The 14,547-nt window shown below is 54.4% G+C and carries 18 protein-coding genes; 13 read left to right on the top strand and 5 right to left on the bottom strand.

Annotation, left to right across the window (positions count from 1 at the left end):
* The first annotated feature begins 90 nt into the window (after window positions 1–90).
* From IEX44_RS01280 to IEX44_RS01265, 4 genes are all read left to right on the top strand, one after another.
* Window positions 91–696 (top strand): TetR/AcrR family transcriptional regulator, encoded by a 606-nt coding sequence (locus IEX44_RS01280; RefSeq protein WP_188687919.1) that lies wholly within the window; start codon window positions 91–93, stop codon window positions 694–696.
* 132 nt (window positions 697–828) lie between these two features.
* A complete protein-coding gene (locus tag IEX44_RS01275; RefSeq protein WP_188687917.1) occupies window positions 829–1,467 on the top strand; it encodes an ABC transporter ATP-binding protein in 639 nt (212 codons plus the stop codon).
* Between the two features lie 38 nt (window positions 1,468–1,505).
* Window positions 1,506–2,276 (top strand): ABC transporter permease, encoded by a 771-nt coding sequence (locus tag IEX44_RS01270; RefSeq protein WP_229678679.1) that lies wholly within the window; start codon window positions 1,506–1,508, stop codon window positions 2,274–2,276.
* A 168-nt stretch (window positions 2,277–2,444) separates the two neighbouring features.
* Window positions 2,445–2,651, top strand: a complete 207-nt coding sequence (locus IEX44_RS01265) for a hypothetical protein (RefSeq protein WP_188687915.1) — start codon at window positions 2,445–2,447, stop codon at window positions 2,649–2,651.
* Window positions 2,652–2,672: 21 nt separating this feature from the next.
* On the opposite strand, the gene IEX44_RS01260 is transcribed toward IEX44_RS01265, so the two are convergent.
* Window positions 2,673–3,152 carry a VOC family protein gene (locus tag IEX44_RS01260; RefSeq protein WP_188687913.1) on the bottom strand — a complete coding sequence of 160 codons (480 nt, stop codon included), beginning with the start codon at window positions 3,150–3,152 and terminating at the stop codon, window positions 2,673–2,675.
* 253 nt (window positions 3,153–3,405) lie between these two features.
* Here IEX44_RS01260 and IEX44_RS01255 point away from each other — a divergent pair, with 253 nt between their 5' ends.
* Together IEX44_RS01255 and IEX44_RS01250 are read left to right on the top strand one after the other, a co-directional pair.
* Window positions 3,406–3,666 carry a hypothetical protein gene (locus IEX44_RS01255; protein ID WP_188687912.1) on the top strand — a complete coding sequence of 87 codons (261 nt, stop codon included), beginning with the start codon at window positions 3,406–3,408 and terminating at the stop codon, window positions 3,664–3,666.
* A 512-nt stretch (window positions 3,667–4,178) separates the two neighbouring features.
* On the top strand, window positions 4,179–6,128 hold the full coding sequence (locus tag IEX44_RS01250; RefSeq protein ID WP_188687910.1) for a hypothetical protein: 1,950 nt from the start codon (window positions 4,179–4,181) through the stop codon (window positions 6,126–6,128).
* A gap of 729 nt (window positions 6,129–6,857) precedes the next feature.
* Here the strand turns inward: IEX44_RS01250 and IEX44_RS01245 are convergent.
* A complete protein-coding gene (locus IEX44_RS01245) occupies window positions 6,858–7,310 on the bottom strand; it encodes a hypothetical protein (protein ID WP_188687908.1) in 453 nt (150 codons plus the stop codon).
* Window positions 7,311–7,457: 147 nt separating this feature from the next.
* On the bottom strand, window positions 7,458–7,847 hold the full coding sequence (locus IEX44_RS01240; RefSeq protein WP_188687906.1) for a hypothetical protein: 390 nt from the start codon (window positions 7,845–7,847) through the stop codon (window positions 7,458–7,460).
* 90 nt (window positions 7,848–7,937) lie between these two features.
* On the opposite strand from IEX44_RS01240, the gene IEX44_RS01235 reads away from it, so the two are divergent.
* The 7 genes from IEX44_RS01235 to IEX44_RS01205 all read left to right on the top strand — a co-directional run bounded on the left by IEX44_RS01235 (window position 7,938) and on the right by IEX44_RS01205 (window position 13,036).
* Window positions 7,938–9,338 carry a replication initiation factor domain-containing protein gene (locus IEX44_RS01235; RefSeq protein WP_188687904.1) on the top strand — a complete coding sequence of 467 codons (1,401 nt, stop codon included), beginning with the start codon at window positions 7,938–7,940 and terminating at the stop codon, window positions 9,336–9,338.
* Window positions 9,339–9,349: 11 nt separating this feature from the next.
* Window positions 9,350–9,673: a hypothetical protein gene (locus tag IEX44_RS01230; RefSeq protein ID WP_188687902.1), complete on the top strand. Its 324-nt coding sequence runs from the start codon at window positions 9,350–9,352 to the stop codon at window positions 9,671–9,673.
* A gap of 2 nt (window positions 9,674–9,675) precedes the next feature.
* On the top strand, window positions 9,676–9,873 hold the full coding sequence (locus tag IEX44_RS01225; protein ID WP_188687900.1) for a hypothetical protein: 198 nt from the start codon (window positions 9,676–9,678) through the stop codon (window positions 9,871–9,873).
* Between the two features lie 305 nt (window positions 9,874–10,178).
* Window positions 10,179–10,391, top strand: a complete 213-nt coding sequence (locus IEX44_RS01220; protein ID WP_188687898.1) for a hypothetical protein — start codon at window positions 10,179–10,181, stop codon at window positions 10,389–10,391.
* Window positions 10,392–11,241: 850 nt separating this feature from the next.
* Window positions 11,242–11,922, top strand: a complete 681-nt coding sequence (locus IEX44_RS01215) for a hypothetical protein (protein WP_188687896.1) — start codon at window positions 11,242–11,244, stop codon at window positions 11,920–11,922.
* Complete coding sequence (locus IEX44_RS01210; protein ID WP_188687893.1) at window positions 11,922–12,239, top strand: DUF5455 family protein; 318 nt, start codon at window positions 11,922–11,924, stop codon at window positions 12,237–12,239. Before IEX44_RS01215 ends, IEX44_RS01210 begins: the two co-directional genes overlap by 1 nt.
* A 2-nt stretch (window positions 12,240–12,241) precedes the next feature.
* Window positions 12,242–13,036, top strand: coding sequence for a zonular occludens toxin domain-containing protein (locus tag IEX44_RS01205; RefSeq protein WP_188687891.1), 795 nt, complete (start codon window positions 12,242–12,244; stop codon window positions 13,034–13,036).
* 39 nt (window positions 13,037–13,075) lie between these two features.
* On the opposite strand, the gene IEX44_RS01200 is transcribed toward IEX44_RS01205, so the two are convergent.
* Both IEX44_RS01200 and IEX44_RS01195 read right to left on the bottom strand, forming a co-directional pair.
* A complete protein-coding gene (locus tag IEX44_RS01200) occupies window positions 13,076–13,348 on the bottom strand; it encodes a hypothetical protein (RefSeq protein ID WP_188687888.1) in 273 nt (90 codons plus the stop codon).
* 607 nt (window positions 13,349–13,955) lie between these two features.
* On the bottom strand, window positions 13,956–14,408 hold the full coding sequence (locus tag IEX44_RS01195; protein ID WP_188687886.1) for a hypothetical protein: 453 nt from the start codon (window positions 14,406–14,408) through the stop codon (window positions 13,956–13,958).
* Window positions 14,409–14,547 lie beyond the last annotated feature (139 nt).

The raw sequence follows: 14,547 nt of genomic DNA, 5'->3' as shown, positions 1-14,547 counted from the left end.
CAAGCGCTGCTGTTATCATTTGCAGGACTACACGGAGGTTTTGTGACCAGGGAAGAATCACCGTCGCCGCGCCGGCCCGGGCGGCCATCATTGAAAGAGGGGCAAGAAAACCAGCGCGAACGCCTGCTGGATATTGGCCAATCCTTGCTCGCCCGGCAGGGGGCTGCTTATGTCACCATGGCTGCCATCACCAAAGAAGCGGGGATGACACCGTCCGCGGCGCATTACTACTTCAAGACCAAAGAACAGTTGCTTGATGCGCTGCTGGAAGAGCGCATCTTGCCGGTGCGTGCGTACTTTGAGGGTATTTTTGAAGGCGAACCGGATGATCCGCTGGCCACGATGACTCGTCTTGTGCGGCAACTGGTTGCGTTGAACGTCGAGCACGCATGGTTTGGTCCGTTCTGGATTCGCGAAATGATCAGTGAAGACCCGGTACTGCACGAGCGTGTGAAGCTGCGCCTCGGTGTAAAGCGTGACTCGCTGGTGCTTGAGACACTGCGTAGATGGCAACGCGAAGGCCGCATTAGCGCAAAGCTGGAGCCGGTGCTGATCTTTACCAGTCTGGTTGGCCTGACCGTATTGCCGCTGGCCATGAAACCCAAGTGGCAAGATGACCCAACGCGTAGCGGTATTAATGAAGAACAGATCATTCAGCATGCCGTGGCGCTATTGGCGGGTGGACTGGCCGGGTAGTCGTATGTGAACAGGCTGGCCTGCCGAGCCGCGCAGCCTGGTGGCATGATCCTCGATCAGCTTTAAGCATCCTGTCGCTACAATGCCGGTTGGTTCTCTTCTTGTTTTCAAACTCTGGTTCAGTTGATCGGCATGCCTGCTCCTTACGCCCCCGAAACGCATCCTGTTAGCGCCAGCGCCCGGTCTTTGCTGGTGGTTGATGCCGTGGCCTCACCCATCATTGCGCCCATGTCTTTTGTGTTGGAGCAGGGCGCTTGTACGGTCGTGCGCGGACGTTCTGGTGCCGGCAAAACCCGCTTGCTGCGTCTGATTGCTGACCTGGATGAGGGGTCGGGCGAGGTCTGGCTGAACGGCGTTGCCCGCAGCCAGTTGCCGGCTCCGGTATGGCGAAAACAGGTGGTGTACCAAAGTGCAGAGTCCGCCTGGTGGTTGCCAACCGTGCGCGACCATTTCCGGGTAGACCAACACGCAACGCTGGAGCACTTGGCAGATGTGCTCACGCTGGGCAAAGACCGGCTCGACGCCGACCTCTCTTTGCTCTCTACCGGTGAACGCCAGCGTGCAATGCTGATCCGCTCTCTGGTTATGCAACCCAAAGTCCTGTTGCTGGACGAACCCACCAGCGCACTTGATCGCGACAACATTGCGCGCGTTGAACAGTTGTTGGTCGATCGCATGCGGGGTGGATTAGGCCTGGTGCTGATTACGCATGCTGAGGAGCAGGCTGCGCGTTTAGGTGGCCAGTTTGTTGAAGTTCAGCGGAGGACCTGATCATCAAACCGCTCTTGTTGTCTTCGTTTGATCTGGCGATGGCCTCAGCATTACTACTGATTAATGGTGTGATTTCGCTGGTGCTGGGTTTGCAGGTGCATCGCTCTCTGGTGATCGCCGCTGCGCGGATGGTGGTGCAATTGCTACTGGTCGGGTTGGTGTTGCGCTGGATTCTTGCGTTGCAATCGCCGCCTGCAACGTTGCTGGTCATCTTGATCATGATTGGTGCTGCAGCCCGGGAAGTGGCCGCCCGGCCTGCGCGCAAACTGCGTGGTTATAAAAGCTATGCAATCAGCGGTACCGTGGTCAGCATGGCCTCGCTCTTGACCGTGGCGCTGGCGCTCACCACGGCCATTCGGCCCCAACCCTGGCATGACCCGCGTTACGCAATTCCATTAATGGGGATCGTGTTGGGTAGCGTGCTCAATTCCGCCAGCATTTCGCTCGATGCGTTTCTAACACGCATTCAGGATGCCGCCGCGGTGATTGAAGCGCGCCTGGCACTGGGCGCGCGACGACGAGAAGCACTCAAACCCTATCTGGTTGCCGCAATCCGGAGTGGCATGCTGCCGGTAATCAACCAGATGAGTGCAGCCGGCATCATTACCTTGCCCGGCATCATGACCGGCCAGGTATTGGCGGGTATGGATGCGCTGGAGGCAGCCAAATACCAGATTCTGTTGATGTTTATTCTGGCTGGCGCCAGTGGGTTGGCAGCGTTTGGCTGTGTGATCCTGTCTGCGTACAGCGTGACAGACAATCGACACCGGTTGCGATTGGACCGGCTTGCGCCGCAAAAACAAGGTTGATCGGCGCCCGCAAAAAAAGACGCCTCAAAGGAGGCGTGGGTACCAGATGGTCTGAAGGAGTTGTGCACAGCCAATATGACAAAAACGGGTGACTGTTTTATGACAAATCTGGACCATTCGGTCTACTGCTGATTACAATGGCCTGGCCTTGGCAAACAGGAGCAAAAGGTGACGCGGCGTACTCCAGCACCCAGCGGTTATGCGGTCCTCTTGTTCAGTTATTGTCTGGAAGTCTTTGATACCGAAGAAGAAGCCGAACAGCTTGCCGCTCGCCTGCGCGAAACCACGCCGACTCGCGTTCGCGTTGTGCAATTGGGGCAAAGATCTGATGCACCGATGCCGCCCTCGGGATCAGGACTGATGATTGAAGACTAAGCGCAGTCTTGTCATGCCGCACTATCCGCGTCGCGCGGCCTCAATCTTTGCGATATCAATCTTGCTCATCGTCATCATCGCATCAAACGCGCGCTTGGCTGCAGCGGGGTCCGGATCTGAAATGGCCTCCATCAGCACGCGCGGCGTAATCTGCCACGACAATCCCCATTTATCCTTGCACCAGCCGCACGCGCTTTCCTGACCGCCGTTGCTGACAATTGCATTCCACAAACGGTCTGTCTCTGCTTGATCATCCGTCGCGATCTGAAATGAAAAAGCCTCGCTGTGCTTGATGCCCGACCCCCCATTCAAACCAAGGCAGGGGATGCCAGCCACAGTGAACGTTACCGTTAACACATCACCCTGTTTGCCCGCCGGATAATCACCAGGTGCCCGGAACACAGCATTGACCGAACTATCAGGGAAAGTACGTGCATAAAATTCGGCGGCTTCCAGAGCCCCGGTCTCGAACCAGAGACAAATGGTGTTCTTGCTGGACATGAAAAACTCCTTGCGCAAAAAAGCATGGGGAGCGATCAGTATAGACGGGGAGGGCAGGTGGGGCTTGGTCGCTGTCCCGTTGTACCAAACCGCCAGACCCAGCGCCTGAACCTGCGAGCTGCCGACGCAATCGCTAATGGGAGCGGCAGCCCCTTTGTTGTTCCGGATATACAGGTTTTGCTGCAAAAGATGCGGCTTAGGGTGGGTGGCTGCAGAATTTTGCCGGAACCCGAAATAGAAGGTCAGAGGCTAAATGGATAGAGGTCTGCTGTATTACGTGATTGATGGTTTTATTGCGATGGATGTTTTGTATGCGGTTTTGCTGGCTGTTTACATTGCGCGTATTTTCATGAAAAAGACGGTGCTTACCAACCCGGCTCTCCTTAAAAACGTCCGCATTGATTTCAAGGCAGGTGACCCGGTCGCCAGAATACTTTGGCCTGTACAGTGTATTGTTTTTGCGCAGGCCTTTTTGCTGCTGTTTTTCGTCATTAAAAACAGGCTGCACCATTAAACAGCAAATAGAGGCTGACGGGCCTTCTGGCGTCGGGTGCTTGCGCGTTATTTGGTATTACAGTCGTGCCAGATCGTGATCGCCATAATGGCATTCTGGCGATCAGGGGGCTGGTGGTTCTGAATTGATACTTGATGTAATTGACGATATTTAATTGAGATGCGTCTCAGTATTTGATATGCCTGTCATGTATATGTTGAACGGCGTGTTTTGGGGTGGGGTTAGGAATTTCACGCATTCCAACGCAAACGTTATTGATATGTAGAAGTGTTAGTCAAGCCAATACTGACGGCGTAGAAAGGCTGCCGGAAACGTTTCTGCGGGCTGCATCTATAGCTGCATCTCCCATCCATAACTTGTTGCATTGCGCAGTTCACCTTCACGGTGCAAAGCCTGACAATGTCGCTGTCTGCCAACACTTGGGGTGCGGTGCCTTAACCGGGTAAGCGCGTGCTGGTATAAACGCGGGGATAAAAAAACAACCGCCACTCGCAACTGCTGGAGCCCCTATTTTGCCCCGCTATCTCGTGCTTGCCGCGACCGCTTTGCTAACCCTGGCCAGCCAGGTGTTTGCCGATTGCCAAAGCGACAATATTTCTTGCGTCAATACCTGCCTTTTGCCTGGACTGGCGGGCGCACTCACGAAACACGATGACTCGGCGTTTCGTAGTTGCAGTGCCAAATGCGATAGTCAGTTGTCGATTTGCCAGATCGATGAACAGGCAAAGCAGGAGCAGGAGCGACGGCAACAGGAACAGCTTGCTGCAGCGAAGCGCGCTGCAGAGGCTCGCCAGGCGGCCACGCAACAAGCTCGTGACAGCGCCTCGCAAGCTGCGCTGGATGCGAGACAGGCAGCCATTGCAGAAAAATATCCAGGCCGGCTCGCGGTCCCGCTTTCGGTCTTGCTGGGGAGCCCGGGCATCACCGTGCGCGAGGTGGCCGATATCCGCCAGTTAGGTACCGGTACCGTATTGCTGAAGGGGCGTTTCTTTTACGTTAGCGACGTGGATCGCCAGGTCAAAATACTGGATTTGGTCGCCGGCACCACGCAGTCTCTCAACATTGCTGGTGTCAAATCCCTGACGGCCATTTATCAGGATGGGAAACCCGTCTTCCCGGTGGCATTGATTCCGGGCAAATCGCCCAATGAACTGGCGATTCAGGTTCTGGATGCTAATGGCGCGCCAAGGTCCCCGGTCATTCATACCGGCTTCAAAGCGTATCGCGACCCCACCAAAGAGTTCACCGCCTTCAATCCGGCCCTTTATCTGGCTGGTAATCAGCTCGCGGTGTATTCCTACTATGAGCCGGACCCCGACGTGCGTGTGTTTGACCTGGCTACCGGCAATCAGTCTGCCATGATGTCGTTGCGCGGTGGACGGGGGGTGGCGGTAGGGGCCGTGGACAACCGTCTTATGGTGGTCGCAGCCTGGCCCGGGTATGGGCAAATCAAGGCTTTCGATTTGCTGGGTAATGCTGCCTTGTTCACGGCACCTCTGAACGTGGGGCAGGTTGGAGACAAGGATGGGCTCTGGCTATCGCTCTCGGACAAGGGACATTTAATTAGTGTGTCATGGCGCAGCGATGACCAGAAAAGCAACCGCAGTGCGTGGTACGACGCAAGCACAGGCAAACCGATGTGCCATTTTGAGGACAGCTCCTCTTTCAGCGAAAAACAACGGCTCCTGGTGAGTGGCAACCGTGTTTTTAATCTGGACTGCAACCTGGTGCGCAGTTTCGACGCAGCCAAAGGCGGTACGGTCTATGCGTTAGGGAGCGATCACTGGGCGGTCAGCTATCCGGCGCAAGAGTACAAACAGCAGCTACTGGATAAGGAGGGCAGGCCGCAGCTTGATCACCTGGTCAACTCGGTGGGCGCGCTTGATGATGGGACTTTCCTGCTGTTTGAAGACAAACAACCGTTGCACTTGGTGTCTCCCGCAGGCGAACTGGTTGCCAGCACGGTGCGGACCGCAAGCTATGCCGTCGTCAATGATCCCTATTTCGAAAGTTCATGGTTTGACGATGGCTATCGAGTGACCATTGGCCGGGTAGATCGAAACCCCGGGATGGCAGCGTTTCTGGCTGCGCAAAACAAAGATGACTATGAAACCACTGCGCAGTACAAATCCCGTATTGCCAGCCTGGTTACGCCATTCAGTGTTGAGGGGGCGTTAGGTCGCTACGATGCAGATAACCAGATACTGCCCGTTGTGCTCGGCAAGACGCCCATGCAGTTTCATATGACGGCAGACGACGCCCGCCGCCTGAAAGGGCAAGCCAGCGCGACCCTTGCGGGAAGCGCGAGAGTGCTGGAGCCGGGCGTACTGGAAATCGTCTCCGCCACGCTTGCGGCGCCCGGCGTGGCCCCGCTGTCAATTCAGTTACCCAAAGCAACCAAAACCGGACCCACCTCAGCACAAACAGCAAGCGCAACCGCAAAACAAAAGCGCAAAAACTGAATGAAGGACTGTTGAATATGCTTGCGCACAAAGTCAACCGGAACCAAAAACAATGAATCCACCACTTCAGCAGGTTTTCATACCTGTTGGCCTGATCATGGCCGCAGCACGCATGGCTTGGGCTTGGTATCGAAACAGGCGCACGCAACGCAGTTACAAGATTTTCGCCGCTTCGCGTCGGTCAACTTCTCAGTCAGCGGGTTCTCAGGCCTCGTCGGATGGCGTGCTGTTTAAGAGGCTGGTGACGGCCTGCCTGGGGAATCGGGAAAAGGCTGAGCGTCTGATTGCCTATGAGCTGTCGAAGGGCTCTGCGAATAGAAACGCAGCCATTTCGACTGCGTTGAATCGACTTCAGCGAGATCGCGGTCTATGAAGCTGGCGATTTTTATGTTCTTGCTAGTGGATCTGGTCGTTTTTGTTACGCTGGACCGTTGGGGTCCGTTTCATTTCTCTTTGGGAGATGGGCGTGTGGCGACGCTAGCTTTGCCCTGGCAGGGTAAGCCAATGATATTTAACGTTTAAAAGTGCATTTTTCTATGAAGCCCATTTTATTTTTTATATTCATTCTTTATATATGTATTTATCTCGCGGTTTTTTTTATTCCTCACTCAGAAAATGATCGCGACATAAAGAAAATATCTGCGGGGTGGCCGAAAGCTAATGCAGGGCCAGGTTGGAGCCGATCGTTTCGTGGTCGGGGTGCCGGCAGCGACTCAGGCCGAATTGCTGCTAGCCAAACAGGTTGTTGATCATCATTCCCCAGCGAGCCTCTAGTCCGCATTGCTTCTTGTAGAAGTCATGCCGGCGTTGCAGGCCTTCGATATGAGTTGCCTGGTTTTCGCAGAGTTGACGATCAATCCTGTAGTGGTCGATGAATACCAGCTCAATCTGCCTGGCTGCGCCTTTGTACGTTGCACCGGGCGGATATATCCGGTCTTCGATAATCGTCCAGCCTGACCAGCTGCCGAATCCTTCAGGAATCCGCCCGAGGGCTTTGAAGAGCAGCAACTGGTAGGCCATGTACGGCACGGGCTGAATTCCGGTTTTCCATGCGTGCACGGTGTCGAGGTCGACTTTGCAGATTTCAGCGATTTCCGTTGCGGTAACGGAATACATCGCGTGCATCAGGTCGTTTTGATTTGATTTGAAGTCTGTGCGGGGAAATGTTCTGTTTTTATCCATGTTGTGCGCCCAATACGAAAAACCCGCCGTTCGTCGGCGGGTTTGAGTTTTATCGGTGTGACTTCAGGATGGATAAAGGGTGAGGAGGCTGGCTGTTTTGACAGTGGCCAAATTCCGGATACTTCTGAACAGACGCTCAATGTAACTTTACATAATATACATCGCTTTGGATTTATACCCTGTAAGCGATAGGGCGGACCTATCAGTTTGACCCCCTCCAGCAAGGGCTAGCGTCGTCGCCACAACCAGGGCAACCGGAAGGGTGTTCTTAGAGAAATCGCGCTTAATACCTTCCCAAAACCCGCGTTTTTCCTCACTTTTTGCCCGTTCCGCTTCAATGATTGCGGACAATTCTCGGGCGTCTCTTTTCAAAATATCCTGCAGTTTCATTAGCGCGTACATGTCGGGCGAGCTGGTTTTCTTCCGCCACTGACTAACTGATTGCGGGGTTAGTCCGATGTGCAGTGCTAGCTGTCGGTCACTCTCCGTTCCAATCTGTTTTTTTGCCTCGTCGATAATTTCGTCGAGCGTGTTCATGTGTTTTCTCCGTATCAGGAACTCTTGATTTAAAGAATTCCTGATGCTAGGGTATCAGTAATTCTTGATGCCAAGTTAGCACGCCAAAACATGTCCCGTAAACGCACGCAATCGCCCGATGTGACGCCCGCGCAAAAAATCGACGCCGGACGGGTCACGCCTGAGCAAATCGCCAAAATTGATGCGACGGTGGCGCGTGCCTTGTCTCCGGAAAACCGTACACGCCTGGAACGCAAAGAGGAATCAGAGGATAGAGTCGGTCGCCTGTTTCGGACGGGTGCTGGCGCGGCAGCGCCGGCCCCGGCTGAAAAGGCAGCCGACGGTGCACGGGAGACCCCCACTAGTAACACGGGGTTAACTGCCCAAAAAGAACCCGTCCCGACCATCAAACTGGTGATGTCTACCTCGGGTGAAATCGTTGAATACCCGATGCGCAGAGGGTGGGGCGGAGATGCCGCGTTCATCGACTGGGTGAGCTTCACGTTCCACAAAGACACCTGCGCCATGTTTGGCCAGTTCCTTCAGTGTGATGACGATTACGTGCTGGCCATGAGTCTCAAGCTGGAACAAATCTTTGGCTTCGGCGTGACTGGCAAGCGGCCTAACGGCGCTCATTTTTTCCGCCAGTCGTGGGATTTGGGCGATGGTTTCGGCCTCGTCTGCATCGGTGGCCAGCGAAACAAAATTCTAGTGTCGCTGACAGGCAAGGGCTGCGCTGCAGCGGAAGAGGGTTGGGAAGAGCGCCTGGTTAACTTCCTGCAGGATCAGGCAGAACAGCCAAAGCTCACGCGTGTTGATCTGGCTTATGACGACTACCTCGGTGAACGCTACACCGTGGATAAGGCCTTTGATGACTATAAGACCGATCTGTACCAGTGCTACCGGGGCAATGCGCCGGAATGCGAGCAAATGGGCAACTGGTACCGACCTAGCGGCAAAGGTCGAACGTTCTGCGTCGGTCTCCGTCGCTCCGGCAAGTACGCCCGTATCTATGAACGTGGCAAGAAAGAAGGGTGCAAAGAATCCCCGTGGGTGCGCATTGAATGTGAAAACAAGGCTGTCGGGCGTGTATTGCCGTTCGATATGTTGATGAACCCAGGTGCTTACCTTTCCGCCTGTTATCCCGCTTTCGAGTGGATCAGCGAAAAACAATCCCGCATCACCACAACAAAGCTGGAGATGGAAATTGCGGTAGATCGCGCGATTGAAATCATCAATCACCAGTACGGCAAATACATCGGCACGTTGGTGCACGTGCTTGGCCAGGACGAATTCCTGCGCCGCACTCAGCAAGACGGGGTGCCCAAGCGCCTGAAAGTTCCGACTTACACCCTTAGCCCGGCCCCTTTGACGCTCTCAGACCGTTCACGCCTGCTCGGTTGCGAGGTGGTGTCGCTGCCGGTTTGGGAAGAAGACATTCCTTTTGATTCAGTCACCGCTACCAGTGCGCCTTGGCGGAACCCGACTTCAGATGGCGCTTATCTCTCGTAAAGGAAATTGCAATGCGTTTCAAAACTACCGCAACCGTCGTCGGCGCAAAGATGTTCAAGGGTGAAGTTGACGGCCAAAACTATGACAGCACGACTGTTTTCACGCTGATGGATCAGGACGAATCCAAAGGCACGGCACGTGGCTTTGCTATCGCTGATTTCAAATTTCCTTCTTCCGATCTGTTTCAGCAACTCAAAGCGCTGAAATACCCGATTCAGGCTGAGCTGGAGCTGGATCAGGTGAGTAACGGCAAGACTGTGAAAACCGTGCTGGTGGGTCTGAAGCCGCTGGGTGGTGTGAATACCGCTGACGGTACGCTCAGCAAGGCTGGCTGATCATGGCAGTAGTCCCGGCCTTTTATGTGCAGGACAAGGATTCGGGCTACTTCATGCGGTCGGATGGTGACGGCGGAATTGACTACGTCCAGTTGATCACCGATGCGGATTTTTTCGATGACAGGGAATCCGCCATCACCACTGCTGCAGATTGCCTCAATCAGTTTGTCATTTTTGAGTGCTGGAAGAGGGCGCGCTGATGGACTGGCTTGTATGGGTAGTGCTTACCGCTGGCTTTGACTTGATGTTGCTGGTGTGTTGGTTCGTTATTCGCCGCCCGGAGGTTGCATGGAAAACATACCAATTCAAGAGATTGTCGCCGTCGTTGGTGCCGTGATTGTTCTCGCGCTCGGATTCAGCGCCGGGCTCAACGCATGAACGACAACCTCTTACTAATTGCCGCTGCACTGCTTGGTCTCTGGTGCGTCGGCTTTGCTGCTGGCTGGATGGTCAAGATCATTCGGCGGGCGATTGAGACCGTTGTTTAACCGCACAAGGAAAAACCATGAACCGCATTAACAAGATTGCCCTGGCTGTATTCGCTGCATCCGCTTCTGTCGCCGCCATGGCCGACACCACGGTTGACGTGACTCCTATCACCAATCTGACGACCTCGTTCACCACGATCATCGCGGCGGTGACTACCACTGTTGGCGTGATTTACGGCGGCTTTGCCGTCATCAAGCTGGTTAAGAAGGGTATTCGCGCAGCGTCCTAAGGCAATCGGCGTTTGCGTCCAATTAAACGGGGGCAGTGCCCCCGTTTTTCTTCGGTAAGAGCAATGCACTCACCCTCCAAGCTCATTCTGGCCAGCCTCGTTGTGATTCTCAGCGCCTGCGCGGCCACCCATCAGAGATATGTCTATGCAAACAGTGATCAGAACAATGTGGAGTCGTGGGGTGACTGGTATCACCGCATGGATTCGTGCGTTGGCGCTGGGCGTCATCCTTGTTTCTAGTGCTTGCGCAACTGCGGGTTGGATCGGGGAGGACCCCTACACGAATGGTAGTTGGTCCGGTCTTGGGAAGACGTGGGATGACTGGGGCACCATGTGCTCCGCTGTAGCCATCGCCCAGGGGATTAACGGTCCACCAGGAGCATTGTCATGCGGGGCCATCACACCTTCTTTTGATCAGAACGGTGACATTCAGGTAGCAGTTCAGATTCTGTACTGGGGGAACTGGGTGAGTACGACTATGTTTCGTTGTACCCCGGTTGGCACTTGTCATGATCCTATTGCGCAGCCGTGCGACTCGGGCAAAGACCTCGGGATGTATTACGTGGACGTGCCGGGCACAAAGTCTAATCCGGGTAACTGGAGTCAGGCGACCGACCTCAAGAAAGCGCAGTCAGCGATGAACAGTAAACTGCCGCAGTGCGTGAATTCTTGCCGCGCGACCTCAAGTAGTTGCGAGTCTGGCACTGGTCCAACCGGGGTGTCATGGTATGGTAATGGAGACGGAACGCCGGCGAAGTTGTACTGCCATCTGGTCACAACCGGCACCTCTTGCACTTCGTCTGACAGTAGTTCGGTTGGCACGCCAAGCCAGACAGCAGTCGGTTCGTCTATGTCTCAAGAGCCGCAGTCACCGAAAGATTGCCCAACTAACACTACCTTTGGCCAAGTCCAGAACCACAATGTTTGCGTGACTAACGCGCCGTTGCCGTCTCAGGCTTCGCAGCCCGCCAGTCAGACACCCGGGCCAAGCAATACAGACAACCCGGCAAACAATCAGACTGGAACAAACGCCAACTCATCTCTACCGCGTGATGCTGATGGCTGCATGTCCGGTTGCACTAGTTCCACATCCAATTCAACCAGTAGTTCGGTCACTGGTTCTACAGACGGGGCAGGCAATATCAAGCTGGATATCCCGAATGATTACAACAAGGAAACAACGCAGCAGTCCATCCTGAATGCGTTGACAGATTTTAAGTCGCCCGAGGGTTCAGATGGCATGGCCGATAAATACAAGGGTTTATCGGACGACTTCCAAAAAAAGGCGACCGACCAAATGAACGCCTTGGCCCAATCCGGAAGTATTGACGGTTATCACTTCGGATGGGACCCCGCGGCCATCTTCGCATCCGGTGGGCAGGCTCCACGTCTGTCGATCACGCTCCCGTTTGGCTCCGTGTCTTACGACTTTTCCGATGGCGTTTCGCGTGTCCGCGATATCTTCGGCTGGATTTTGTACATCCTGACTGCGTTCTCCCTTTTCCGTGTGTTTACTGGAGGTAAGGACTGATGGCCCTTTTTGCTGGTTGGTTGCTCACGCTGATTACGCAGGTGTTGACTGCGCTCGGCGTTTCCTTTTCTCGCAAGCTGGCGATTGGTGCTGCAGCAGTCGCGGCGATGCTGATCTGCCTGGGCGTATTCGTCACTGCGATTGGTGGCTTGCTGAATGGAATTGCGGCGGGTGCGCCTGAGTGGATCGTGCAGGGGATGTGCTTCATACCCTCTAATGCGCCTGCATGCCTCGGTGCTTATTTCTCCGCGCGCGTTGCCCGCTTTGTGTACGACTTCCACATGGATGCCATCAAGACACTGGCGGAGATCAACTGACCATGGCTGACTATTTTGTGACGGGGAAGAAAGGCTCCGGAAAATCGCTACTTGCTGTTGGCCGGATCAGGGATGCGTTGCTGGCGGGAAAGAAGGTTGCCACCAACCTGGATATCAAGCTGGACGGCTTGCTTCCTCATTCGTCACGCGTCACGTTAATTCGGCTCCCTGATGCTCCGACCATCCGGGATATGGAAGCGATCGGTCGGGGTCAGCCGGGTATTGTCGAGGAAGAAAACGGATTGATTGTCCTGGACGAATGCGCTGCTTTTCTGAACGCCCGGAGCTGGGGTGACAAGGAGCGGCAGCCGTTGCTGGACTGGTTCATTCATTCGCGCAAACTCGGTTGGGACACCATGTTTATTGCGCAAGGTCCGGCACAGATCGACAAACAGGTGCGGGACACGCTTGTTGAGTACCACGTTCCCTGCAAACGGCTGGACCGGCTATCGATACCAGTGCTGACGCATCTCACGGGCATTCGCCCGCCCAAGGTACATATGGGTATGGTCAAGTACGGAATGGACATGCATGCGATGGTGGTTGATCGCTGGTTCTATCGTGGTCGCGATCTTTACCCCGGATATGACACGGCTCAGATTTTTCTACCGGCATCGCATGACAAGGCCTGTGCGCTCCACACAATGCTTTCACCATGGCATCTGGCTGGCCGTTATGAGCCGGTCAAACTGCAGATGGATCGGCGTTTCCTGTTGTCGCTAGCTTGGCGGGTTCCGCTTTATGCGTATATCCGGGTGTGCCAAAAAATGGGGAGTAGGGTGCGCTTGCAGTATTAAAGATGTAAAAAACCGGCGTTTGCCGGTTTTTCGTCACTGTTACGCGCATTTTAGTTTTTCGTGGAGCCGCTTGGCGTTCTCGTTGCGCCATGTCCCGTTATCGTTCATGTACGCGGCTTCCAGCGATACCAGGGTTATTGCGATTTCTGCGCTATCCAGCTTTACGGTTGCGTTGCCGTTGACCTTGTCCCTTCTGCGCATCTCCTTCATGCGCTCGGCTGCGGTCTTCGCGTTGCCGGTGGCTGGTCTTCCGCGTTTCTTTGGGGCTTCGATCAGCTCAAGGGTTTGTTTGTCTTCGGGTTGCTTTGCCATGTCGCACCAATATTGTAACTGTTACGATAATTATAGCAGTGCAATTTCGTAACGGTTACGTTTAATGTGCCGTCTGTCTGAAATATCGTAACTGTTACGAATAATAGATTAGCCGCGACTGGGGTCCCCGCTTGCGGGGTGCGAGCGGCGGTGCAGGGCGGGGCGCTCCGCCCGTATTCCTTGCCCGGACCCCTTATTGCCAAACCGGGTTTCCGCTATGCTTCTCGGCGTTAATACGCACAAAAAATAAGATGTCATGCGACTCGCTATTTTCATGTTTTTGCTCGTGGATTTGATCATCTACGGTGTGCTGGATCATTGGGGGCCGTTTCACTTTCCTATGGGGAGTGATCGTGTGGCCACCATAGCCCTCCCTTGGCAGCGTGATCAACCTGAAGCGCCAATCCGTGGTGTCCGCTATGGGTTGCCACGTAGCACTGATCTCGCGGCTGACGAAGTCAAGATCAGGCCCAGCGCTGAGCTTCAGCCTAAAGCGTCTGATCCAGCACTAACGGCTGCGTCAGGGGCTCCGCACACGACAATTTACAAGTGCCGTTCTGACTCTGGCGGCGTGCTTTTTCAGGACACGCCGTGCTCCAAAAAATAGCTATCCAAACAGATTGTTAAGCATCATTCCCCAGCGGCTTTCCAGTCCGCATTGCTTCTTGTAGAAATCATGTCGGCGTTGCAGGCCTTCGATGTGAGTTGCCTGGTTTTCGCAGAGTTGACGATCAATCCTGTAGTGGTCGATGAATACCAGCTCAATCTGCCTGGCTGCGCCTTTGTATGTTGCGCCAGGCGGATATATCCGGTCTTCGATAATTGTCCAGCCTGACCAACTGCCGAATCCTTCAGGAATCCGTCCAAGGACTTTGAAGAGTAGTAACTGGTAGGCCATGTATGGTACCGGCTGGATTCCGGTTTTCCATGCGTGCACGGTGTCGAGGTCGACTTTGCAGATTTCAGCGATTTCCGTTGCGGTAACGGAATACATCGCGTGCATAAGATCGTTGGGGTTGCTTTTGAAGTCTGTGCGGGGAAATGTTCTGTTTTTGTTCATGTTGTGCGCCCAATACGAAAAAACCGCCGTTCGTTGGCGGACTTCCTGTTTATCTCTGTACTCAAACTACAAAAGCGGGGCGATGCTTGCCAGATATGGCAGTGCGGAAAAACTGAATAGTGTAAGAAGACGCATAATC

The organism is Silvimonas amylolytica (assembly GCF_014645555.1).
Taxonomy (GTDB): Bacteria; Pseudomonadota; Gammaproteobacteria; order Burkholderiales; family Chitinibacteraceae; genus Silvimonas; species Silvimonas amylolytica.
The sequence above is the reverse complement of the archived record's forward strand: the minus strand, read 5'-3'. Positions and strand labels throughout refer to the sequence as shown.

Excerpts from the sequence above, each read along its gene's own strand:
- IEX44_RS01275 (WP_188687917.1), top strand. The coding sequence starts at position 829 with ATGCCTGCTCCTTACGCCCCCGAAACGCATCCTGTTAGCGCCAGCGCC.
- IEX44_RS01270 (WP_229678679.1), top strand. The coding sequence starts at position 1,506 with ATGGCCTCAGCATTACTACTGATTAATGGTGTGATTTCGCTGGTGCTG.
- IEX44_RS01260 (WP_188687913.1), bottom strand. The coding sequence starts at position 3,152 with ATGTCCAGCAAGAACACCATTTGTCTCTGGTTCGAGACCGGGGCTCTG.
- IEX44_RS01255 (WP_188687912.1), top strand. The coding sequence starts at position 3,406 with ATGGATAGAGGTCTGCTGTATTACGTGATTGATGGTTTTATTGCGATG.
- IEX44_RS01245 (WP_188687908.1), bottom strand. The coding sequence starts at position 7,310 with ATGGATAAAAACAGAACATTTCCCCGCACAGACTTCAAATCAAATCAA.
- IEX44_RS01240 (WP_188687906.1), bottom strand. The coding sequence starts at position 7,847 with ATGAACACGCTCGACGAAATTATCGACGAGGCAAAAAAACAGATTGGA.
- IEX44_RS01235 (WP_188687904.1), top strand. The coding sequence starts at position 7,938 with ATGTCCCGTAAACGCACGCAATCGCCCGATGTGACGCCCGCGCAAAAA.
- IEX44_RS01230 (WP_188687902.1), top strand. The coding sequence starts at position 9,350 with ATGCGTTTCAAAACTACCGCAACCGTCGTCGGCGCAAAGATGTTCAAG.
- IEX44_RS01225 (WP_188687900.1), top strand. The coding sequence starts at position 9,676 with ATGGCAGTAGTCCCGGCCTTTTATGTGCAGGACAAGGATTCGGGCTAC.
- IEX44_RS01220 (WP_188687898.1), top strand. The coding sequence starts at position 10,179 with ATGAACCGCATTAACAAGATTGCCCTGGCTGTATTCGCTGCATCCGCT.
- IEX44_RS01215 (WP_188687896.1), top strand. The coding sequence starts at position 11,242 with ATGTCTCAAGAGCCGCAGTCACCGAAAGATTGCCCAACTAACACTACC.
- IEX44_RS01210 (WP_188687893.1), top strand. The coding sequence starts at position 11,922 with ATGGCCCTTTTTGCTGGTTGGTTGCTCACGCTGATTACGCAGGTGTTG.
- IEX44_RS01205 (WP_188687891.1), top strand. The coding sequence starts at position 12,242 with ATGGCTGACTATTTTGTGACGGGGAAGAAAGGCTCCGGAAAATCGCTA.
- IEX44_RS01200 (WP_188687888.1), bottom strand. The coding sequence starts at position 13,348 with ATGGCAAAGCAACCCGAAGACAAACAAACCCTTGAGCTGATCGAAGCC.
- IEX44_RS01195 (WP_188687886.1), bottom strand. The coding sequence starts at position 14,408 with ATGAACAAAAACAGAACATTTCCCCGCACAGACTTCAAAAGCAACCCC.